The 9109-nt window shown below is 66.2% G+C and carries 6 protein-coding genes and 2 pseudogenes; 1 reads left to right on the top strand and 7 read right to left on the bottom strand.

The window, feature by feature from the left end; genetic code table 11:
* The 7 genes and pseudogenes from G582_RS17455 to modA all read right to left on the bottom strand — a co-directional run.
* Positions 1-285: pseudogene (locus tag G582_RS17455) on the bottom strand (transposase); the annotation flags it as partial.
* 82 nt (positions 286-367) lie between these two features.
* Positions 368-808 (bottom strand): annotated as a pseudogene (locus tag G582_RS15535) (MgtC/SapB family protein); the annotation flags it as partial.
* Between the two features lie 10 nt (positions 809-818).
* Positions 819-3584, bottom strand: a complete 2766-nt coding sequence (gene mgtA / locus G582_RS0104725) for a magnesium-translocating P-type ATPase (RefSeq protein WP_028838849.1) — start codon at positions 3582-3584, stop codon at positions 819-821.
* Between the two features lie 104 nt (positions 3585-3688).
* A complete protein-coding gene (locus tag G582_RS15530; RefSeq protein WP_248642678.1) occupies positions 3689-4411 on the bottom strand; it encodes a hypothetical protein in 723 nt (240 codons plus the stop codon).
* A 640-nt stretch (positions 4412-5051) separates the two neighbouring features.
* A complete protein-coding gene (gene modC / locus G582_RS0104715; protein WP_028838848.1) occupies positions 5052-6125 on the bottom strand; it encodes a molybdenum ABC transporter ATP-binding protein in 1074 nt (357 codons plus the stop codon).
* Positions 6118-6804, bottom strand: a complete 687-nt coding sequence (gene modB / locus G582_RS0104710; protein ID WP_028838847.1) for a molybdate ABC transporter permease subunit — start codon at positions 6802-6804, stop codon at positions 6118-6120. The genes modC and modB overlap by 8 nt, the downstream gene beginning before the upstream one ends.
* Positions 6805-6810: 6 nt before the next feature.
* Complete coding sequence (modA, locus tag G582_RS0104705; protein WP_028838846.1) at positions 6811-7593, bottom strand: molybdate ABC transporter substrate-binding protein; 783 nt, start codon at positions 7591-7593, stop codon at positions 6811-6813.
* Between the two features lie 147 nt (positions 7594-7740).
* Here modA and ffh point away from each other — a divergent pair, with 147 nt between their 5' ends.
* Positions 7741-9108 (top strand): signal recognition particle protein, encoded by a 1368-nt coding sequence (ffh, locus tag G582_RS0104700; protein ID WP_028838845.1) that lies wholly within the window; start codon positions 7741-7743, stop codon positions 9106-9108.
* Position 9109 lies beyond the last annotated feature (1 nt).

Here is a 9109-nt window from a genome sequence, read left to right as displayed (position 1 = left end):
GGATGATCCCTTGGCAAAGAACGTCGCCGCTTCTCGCAAAAAATCGCGTTCCTTCTTCACCCGCGCCAGTTCGCGCTTGAGTTGCACAAGTTCCTCATCCCGAGGCGTCCCGGTGCCGCTGAAGGCCACCTTGCCCTGGCTCTGGGCTTCCCGCTTCCAACGGGTCAGCAAGTTGTCCCGGACCCCGAGCTCCCGGGCCACCTGGGCACAGCTCACCCCAGGCTGACTAGCCTGCTCAACCGCACCGCGCTTGAACTCCGCACTGAACTTCCTTCGCTTCGACATGAACACTCCTCATGGCCCTGCATCGGCCTTCTCGTAAGTGTCCGTGAAAACGGGGGTGAACCCCCTCGACCGATTCCACGTCCAGCGGCTTGCGGTTGATGGTGTTGACGATGGGGCGCAGCAGGGTGTTGGCTGCCAGCACGAACAAGGCACCTAATACTGCCTCCACGATCAGGTCGGCACCCGCTGCCGCACCGACTGCCGCTGACCCCCATAGGGTGGCGGCGGTGTTCAGGCCGCGCACATTGCCCTCTTCGCGCATGATCACGCCCGCACCGAGGAAGCCGATGCCGGACACCACATAGGCCATGACATGCACGGCCCCATCGTGACCGTGCAGCCGATTGGCCAAATCAACGAACAAGGCCGCGCCCACGGCCACCAGTACGTTGGTGCGCAGGCCCGCCGTGCGTTGCCGGTACTGCCGCTCGAAGCCGATCAGCCCACCGAGCACGAAGGCTGCGGCCAGGCTGATCAGGGTGTCGAGCAGGGAGGTCAGGTTGATGTTTTGAATTGCCTCCATGCTCGCCTCCTTATTGCCAGCCGTAGCGGCGGAAATAGATGCCCTTCATGGCCTGAGTCAGCCCCATGTATGCCAGCAGGATCATGGGCAGAAACACGAAGTACAGCGGCGGCAGGGCTTGCAGCTTGAAGTAGTGCGCCAACGGCCCCATCGGCAGGAAGATGCCGATGGCCATGATCACCGCCGTCATCACCAGCAGCGGCGTCGCTGCCCGGCTCTGGATGAACGGGATTTTCGGCGTGCGGATCATGTGCACGATCAAGGTCTGGGTCAGCAGGCCGACGATGAACCAGCCGGACTGGAACAGCGTTTGCTCGGCGGGTGTGTTGGCGCTGAACACGAACCACATCATGGCGTAGGTGGTGATGTCGAAGACCGAGCTGATCGGCCCGAAGAACACCATGAAGCGGCCCACATCGCCCGGCTGCCAGCGCTGCGGCTTCTTCAGCAGTTCGTCATCCACATTGTCGAAGGGGATGGCGATCTGGGAGATGTCGTACAGCAGGTTCTGCACCAGCAGGTGCATCGGCAGCATCGGCAGGAAGGGGATGAAGGCCGAGGCCACCAGCACCGAGAACACATTGCCGAAGTTCGAGCTGGCCGTCATCTTGATGTACTTGAGCATGTTGGCGAAGGTGCGGCGGCCTTCCAGCACGCCCTCCTCCAGCACCATCAGGCTCTTTTCCAGCAGGATGATGTCGGCGGCTTCTTTGGCGATATCCACCGCCGTGTCCACCGAGATGCCGATGTCGGCTGTGCGCAGCGCCGGCGCGTCATTGATGCCGTCGCCCATGAAGCCAACGACATGGCCGTTGGCTTTGAGTAGGCGCACGATGCGCTCCTTGTGGGAGGGCGTGAGCTTGGCAAAGACGTTGTGGCTTTCCACGGCTTCGGCCAGCACCTTGTCGCTCATGCGCTCGATGTCGCTGCCCAGCAGCACGCCCTGCTGATCCAGCCCGACCTCGCGGCAAATCTTGGCCGTCACCAGCTCGTTGTCGCCGGTCAGCACTTTGACGGTGACGCCATGCTCGGCCAGTGCTTTGAGCGCAGGCGCGGTCGATTCCTTTGGTGGGTCGAGGAAGGCCACATAGCCGATCAGGGTCAGCTCGCGCTCATCGGAAATGCCGTAGGTGTCTTGGGTCGGCGGTACCTCCTTCATCGCCACTGCCACCACGCGCAGCCCCTCTTCGTTCAGCGCGGCGGTGACTTCGCGGATGCGGGCCAGCAGATCGGGCGTCAGCGGCTCCACGGCGTCGCCATGGCGCACCTGCGTGCACACGCTCAGAATTTCTTCGACAGCGCCCTTGGTGATCAGCTCGTGGTGGTCCTCGCGCTCACTTACCACCACCGACATACGGCGGCGGTTGAAGTCGAACGGGATTTCATCGACCTTGCGGTAGTTGTTGGCCGGGTTCAGTTCCTGATGCACTTCCACGTGTTCGAGCACTGCCACGTCCAGCAGATTTTTCAAGCCGGTTTGGTAGTAGCTGTTGAGGTAGGCCGCTTCCAGCACCTCGTCGGACTCCTCGCCCCAGACATCCACATGCCGGGCCAAGAAAATCTTGTCCTGCGTGAGCGTGCCGGTCTTGTCGGTGCACAGCACATCCATCGCACCGAAGTTCTGGATCGCGTCCAGGCGCTTGACGATGACCTTCTTGCGCGACAGGATCACCGCGCCCCTGGCCAGCGTTGAGGTCACGATCATCGGCAGCATCTCGGGCGTGAGGCCCACCGCGATGGACAGCGCGAACAGCAGCGCTTCCATCCAGTCACCTTTGGTGAAGCCGTTGATGAAGAGCACCAGCGGGGCCATCCCGAACATGAAGCGGATCAGCAGCCAGCTCACCTTGTTGACGCCGGACTGGAATGCCGTGGGTGCGCGGTCGGTCGCCGTGACGCGGGAAGCCAGCGCGCCGAAGTACGTGGCGTTACCGGTGCCGAGCACCACGGCCGTGGCCGAGCCGGACACTACGTTGGTGCCCATGAACAGGATGTTGTCGAGTTCCAGCGGGTTGATCGCCTTGGCGTCGCGTTGGGTGGCGAACTTCTCCACCGGCATCGATTCCCCGGTCATGGCGGCCTGGGCCACGAACAGATCCTTGGCGCTGAGCACGCGGCAGTCGGCAGGGATCATGTCGCCCGCCGACAGCACAATCAGATCGCCAGGCACCAGCAGCTTGATCGGCAGCTCGATGCGCTTGGCATCTTTCACATGCAGATGCGCGCCGTAGTACTGCTCGAAGATCGGCGCGGCATCCTCGGACAGATCACGGCGGATGACGGTGGCCGTGTTGCTGACCATGGCCTTGAGCGCATCGGCGGCCTTGTTGGACTTGGCTTCCTGCCAGAAGCGCAACAAGGTCGAGAGCACGACCATGGTGCCAATCACCACGGTGGCCTTCATATCCTCGGTAAGGTAGGAGATGACGGCCAGCAGCGTCAGCAGCAGGTTGAACGGGTTCTTGTAGCAGTGCCACAGGTGGGTCCACCAAGGCAGCGGCTTCTCGTGCTCAACCTCGTTCAGGCCGACGCGGGTCCGAACGGCCTCGGCCTGCGATTCGGACAAGCCATCGGCGTGGCTGTCCAGTTGCCGCAGCAAGGTGGCGGGGGCAGCCGTCGCGGCGCTGACCAGGGTCTGGGTCAGCTCTGGCGGCACTTCGCGGCTGACGCCGGTCTGCGCGAGGGTGTCCAGCAGCGCCAGGCGGCGGAAGTGTCTGGCGAGGTGACGGGTACGCAGGAAGCCTGCGAACAGCTCTTTCAGCAGTGTGAAGTTCATTCTTGTTCTCCGGGGCGGCCTGCCCGATCCACACTGTTGAAAGCGTGCTCAGGCAGGCAGCCGATATTCAGGGTCTGGCATAGTTTGCTAAGGTTTTGTGACGGTCATGGCATCACGGCAGGAACGGCACCGACAGCAGGCGCAGGCCGATGGAAAACCATCGTTCGCCGCCGCCGTTGCGGTTGCCGTAAGTCGCATCGAGCTGGATGCGATCCGGCACCAGCCAGTTCGAGTTGATGAAAGGGCTTGCCCTGGTTCTGACCGAAGGTCTCGGCGATCAGCCAGGTGCGTTCAGTGAGCTGGGCTTCGGTGCCCAGGCCCCAGGTCAAACGGTTGCGCCGGGTCTCCCCCTCGCGCAGCCAGCCCACATTGGTATGAACGACCACGGCATCGTCGCGGAAGGAAAAGCTGGTCGGCACATAGGCATACCAGTCGCGGGTATCCGCTTGCGGGTGGCGAACCGTACCGGCGGCCAAACCAATGCCCCAGCCATTGCTGTCCATGGCTTTGAACAGGGTCTTGCCCTGCATGACGACATCTGTGGTTTTGGCACTGCCCGCTTCGCGGGTGGAGGCTCCGCCCAAGGTCAGCTCCAGATTGCCGGTGAAATTGCAGGCCGGAAGCGCCCAGAATTCGGTGCTGTCCGGGTTCTTCTTGACCCAGCTTTCGAGCTGGCACGCCTTGGCATCGACGATGCGGGCGTCGTCGGTAATCATGGGGCGTGCCGCATGGGCGGTGCTGCCTGCCAGCAAAGCGGCACTCAGCAGCGCCGAGCGGAGTGGCGGGTAGGCCGCGCCGAAGCGGCCGGGGTGTCGGAAACGGGTCATACGCACAGCGTTCTCCTCTTGGATCGAGGCGAAGCCCTGTCGCGTGCACGGCTCATCGCGTGGCACCTTGGTTGATGCACACGGCAAGCGATGTTCGTGGCCGATCACCCTGGGGCGATCAGCCAATCAGTCGTCTGGGAGGCGAATGACGTGCAGCGGATGCTGCGACGGGTTGCCGCCTCTCGCGTTCGGCGAGACAGCGGCAGGGAGAACCTGCGCGTTATCTTGCCGAGAGGGTGCCGGCGCTTAAAACCGGCTGACTACTGTTACTCGAACAAGTGCCCACTTGGGAACTCCGCAGTTGATGAAGGTCGTAATTCTACTCTCACGGCATTGACTGGACAATTCCCGAACCCAAGAGGTGGAGCAAGCTTCTCCTATTTGCCATAGTGCAGTGCACTTTTGAAAATGTGTGCAATCGCCTTCTGAAAACGACACCGGTGGCCATCACCATGCTGAAATAGCCCGGCGACAGGTTCTCGGTGGACGCGCGGACGTGCTGGAGCAGGGCAGGCATGGCGGTTCTCCCGTGGCGGGCTTGGGCGGTGGATCGGTGCCGTGGGGAGGCTGATCGAGACTAGTGGCGGGGGCGTGCAGGCCGTTTGATCGGGATCAAGTCGGGGCATGCGGATGTTGCCGCTCACACCAGCAGCGCCACCGCCTTCACCTGCGCCCACAGCGGCATGCCCGGTTGCAGCCCCAGCCGTTCCACCGAGCGGTGCGAGATGCGCGCCAGCAGCGCCTGGCCCTGCACCTCCAGCCGCGCCTGCACCTGCCCGCCGGGCAGGTCGGACAGTGCCACCAGCGTGGCCGGCAGCAGGTTGAGCAGGCTGGAATCATCGTGCCGGCCCAGCGCCAGGCTGACGTCGCGGGCCTGGATGCGCACCCGCAGGCGGGTGCCGGGCGGGTGCGCGCCGCCGTGCGCGTGCAGGGTGCCGGCCGACGTGTGCAGCGAGAGCAGGCCGTGCGCATCGCGCGCGCTGACTTCGGCTTCCAGCACCACCCCGGCATCGTCGCGCAGCGCCAGCGGCAGGTCGTCGCGGTTGAGCACGTCCAGCGCGGGCCCGGCGGCGCTGACCCGGCCGGCGTCGAGCAGGATCAGATGGTCGGCCAGGCGCGCGACCTCCTCGATCGCGTGGGTGACGTACAGCACCGGGATGCCGGCTTCGCGGCGCACCGCTTCCAGGTACGGCAGGATCTCGGTGCGACGCGGCGCGTCCAGCGCGCTCAGCGGTTCGTCCAGCAGCAGCAGGCGCGGGTTGCTGACCAGCGCGCGCGCCAGCGCCACCCGCTGCCGTTCGCCGCCGGACAGCGAGTCCGGCTTGCGCGACAGCAGCGGCGCCAGCGCCAGCCGCTCAATCCAGCGTTCGAGCAATTCCGGCGCGGCGCGGGCGCGCTTCCAGCCGAAGCGCAGGTTGTCGACGACCGACAGGTGCGGCAGCAGCGCGCTGTGCTGGAACACCATACCGATCCCGCGCCGATGCGCCGGCAGCGCGCTGCGTGCGTCCTGCCAGCAGGCCTCGCCCACGCGGATTTCGCCGTGTGCGCGTGGCTCCAACCCGGCGATGGCGCGCAGCAAGGTGCTCTTGCCGCAGCCGGACGGGCCGAACACCACGCTGCAGCCGCTGCCCGGCAGGCGCAGGTCGAGGTCCATGCGGAAATCGCCGCGGGCAAGCCGCAGCGCAATGTGGATATCGTCGGCGCGCTCAGCCATGCGCCACCGCCGTGCGTCGGCCCAGCCACTGCATCAGCAGCAGCAGCGCGAACGAGAAACCCAGCAGCCCGGCCGCCAGCACGTGCGCATCGGCATAAGCCATGCCTTCCACCTGGTCGTACAGCAGCACCGACAGCACCCGCGTCTCGCCCTCGATATTGCCACCCACCATCAGCACCACCCCGAACTCGCCCACGGTATGGGCGAAGCCGAGCAGGCTGGCGGTGATCAGCGACGGCCGCGACAGCGGCAGCACCACGCTGAAGAAGCGATCCAGCGGCGAGGCGCGCAGGGTGGCAGCGGCCTCCAGCAGCGATGGCGGCAGCGCGGCGAAGCCCGCCTGCAGCGGATGCACCACGAACGGCAGCGAGTACAGCACCGAAGCCAGCAGCAGGCCTTTGAAGGTGAACGCCAGCGTGCCCAGCCCCAGCGCGGTGGTGAGCTGGCCGACCGGGCCATCGGGGGCGAAGCCGATCAGCAGGTAGAAGCCCAGCACCGTCGGCGGCAGCACCATCGGCAGCGCCACCACCGCGCCCACGGGCGCGCGCCAGCGCGAGTGCGTATGCGCCAGCCACCACGCCAGCGGCATGCCCATCACCAGCAGGATCAGGGTGGTCAGCCCGGCCAACTTCAGGGTCACCCAGCTGGCGGCCAGCCAGGCCGGCGCGGCGGCATCCATCGCGGATCAGTCGTAGCCGAAGGCGCGGATGCGTTGCTTCGCTGCCGGGCTTTGCAGGTACATCAGGAACCCGCGCGCGGCCGGATTGCGTTCGCCGCGCTTGAGCAGCACGGCGCTCTGCACGATCGGCGCATGCCAGCTGGCCGGCACCTCCCAGCCGGAACCGCGGTGGGTCTTGCGCGCTTCCTGCACCAGCGAGCGCGGCAGCAGGCCTAGCGGCGCGGCGCCGCTGACCACGAACTGGGCGGCCTGGCCGACGTTTTCGCCCAGCACCAGCCTGGGCCGCAGCTCTTCCCAGCGGCGCAGATAGTCCAGCGACTCGCGCGCCGCCGCGCCGTACGGGGCAAGTTCGGGATTGGCGATTGCCAGCCGCTCGACTTCGCCCTTGCGCAGCAGCGCTTCGCCGTCCTTCACCCGCGCAGGATCGCGGCTCCACAGCACCAGCCGGCCGATGGCGTAGTCGTGCAGGGTGTCGCCGTCGGCCAGGCCTTCTTCCACCAGCATCCGCGGCGTTTCCGCATCCGCCGACAACAGCGCGTCGAACGGCGCGCCGTGGCGGATCTGCGCATACAGCTTGCCGGTGGAGGCGGCGCTGACCTCGATCCGGTGCCCGCTCTGCATGCCGTAGGCGGCTGCCAGCTGTTTGGCGGCGTCGGCGAAATTGGAGGCCACCGCTACCCGCGCCACCATCGGTGCGGCCGGCTTCCTGGCCCGGGCCTGGGCCTGCGCGGCGATGGGCAGGAGGCCAGCAAGCGCCAGCAGCAGGCCAACGAAGCGGTTGCGGGACATATCCGTTCCTTGGGGATGAACGGCGCAAGTGTAGGGCAAGGCCATGCCGGCGAAGCGCGCGCGGCCGGCGGATGCGCGCACCGCTGGGCCGCCGCCGCATGGCCTTATAATTCGCGGTCCCCGTTTTCCCGTCGAAGGCCACGCCGCGTGTTCGAATCCCTGACCCAGCGCCTGTCCGGCACCGTCGAGCGCCTGCGCGGCCGCGGCCGCCTGACCGAATCCAACATCAGCGAGGCCGTGCGCGAGGTGCGCATCGCGCTGCTGGAAGCCGACGTGGCGTTGCCGGTGGTGCAGGCGCTGATCCAGCGCATCAAGGTGCGCGCGCTGGGCCAGGAAGTGATGCGTTCGCTCAGCCCCGGCCAGGTGCTGGTGAAGATCGTGCGCGACGAGCTGGCGCTGGTGATGGGTTCGCAGGCCGCGGAGCTCAACCTCAACGTGCCGGCGCCGGCGGTGATCCTGATGGCCGGCCTGCAGGGCGCAGGCAAGACCACCACCGTGGCCAAGCTCGCCAAGCACCTGAGGGACAAGCGCAAGAAGAAGGTGATGGTGGTCAGCGCCGACGTCTATCGCCCGGCCGCGATCGAGCAGCTGCAGACGCTGGCGGGGCAGGTGGGCGCGGTGTTCTTCCCGTCGCAGGCCTCGCAGAAGCCCGAGGCCATCGTCAGGGCCGCCATCGACGAGGCGAGGAAGACCTTCGCCGACGTGCTGATCGTCGATACCGCCGGCCGCACCAGCATCGATGACGCGATGATGGCCGAGATCAAGGCGTTGCACGCCGCGGTCAATCCGGTCGAAACCCTGTTCGTGGTCGACTCGATGACCGGCCAGGACGCCGCGGTCACCGCCAAGCACTTCGGCGAGGCGCTGCCGCTGACCGGCGTGGTGCTGACCAAGACCGACGGCGACGCCCGCGGCGGTGCGGCGCTTTCGGTGCGTTACATCACCGGCAAGCCGATCAAGTTCGTCGGCGTGGGCGAAAAGCCCGACGGTCTCGACGTGTTCCACCCCGACCGCGCCGCCGGCCGCATCCTCGACATGGGCGACGTGCTGTCGCTGGTCGAGCAGGTCGAGGCGCAGGTCGACCAGGACAAGGCCAAGAAGCTGGCCGAGAAGGTCGCCAAGGGCAAGAAGTTCGACCTCAACGACATGCGCGACCAGCTCGAGCAGATGCAGAACATGGGCGGCCTGTCCGGGCTGATGGACAAGCTGCCGGGCGTCGGCCAGCTGCCGGAGCACGTCAAGCAGCAGGTCACCGGCAAGGAAGTGCCGCGGATGATCGCCGTCATCAACTCGATGACCAAGAAGGAACGCCGCAATCCCGACCTGCTCAACGGCTCGCGGCGCGCGCGCGTGGCGCGTGGCAGCGGCCAGACCCCGGCCGACGTCAACAAGGTGCTCAAGCAGTACCAACAGATGGAAAAGATGATGGGCAAGCTGGGCCGCGGCGGCATGAAGGGCATGATGCGCGGCCTGTCCGGGATGATGGGTGGGCGCGGCGGGCTGCCGTTCCGCTGAT

Source organism: Thermomonas fusca DSM 15424, assembly GCF_000423885.1.
Lineage (GTDB): Bacteria > Pseudomonadota > Gammaproteobacteria > Xanthomonadales > Xanthomonadaceae > Thermomonas > Thermomonas fusca.
This window is presented reverse-complemented; position numbering and strand designations above follow the sequence as displayed.

Bases quoted from the DNA above. Each gene is read 5' to 3' on its own strand.
- modB (WP_028838847.1), bottom strand. From the start codon at position 6,804: ATGGATGCCGCCGCGCCGGCCTGGCTGGCCGCCAGCTGGGTGACCCTG.
- mgtA (WP_028838849.1), bottom strand. From the start codon at position 3,584: ATGAACTTCACACTGCTGAAAGAGCTGTTCGCAGGCTTCCTGCGTACC.
- modA (WP_028838846.1), bottom strand. From the start codon at position 7,593: ATGTCCCGCAACCGCTTCGTTGGCCTGCTGCTGGCGCTTGCTGGCCTC.
- G582_RS15530 (WP_248642678.1), bottom strand. From the start codon at position 4,411: ATGACCCGTTTCCGACACCCCGGCCGCTTCGGCGCGGCCTACCCGCCA.
- modC (WP_028838848.1), bottom strand. From the start codon at position 6,125: ATGGCTGAGCGCGCCGACGATATCCACATTGCGCTGCGGCTTGCCCGC.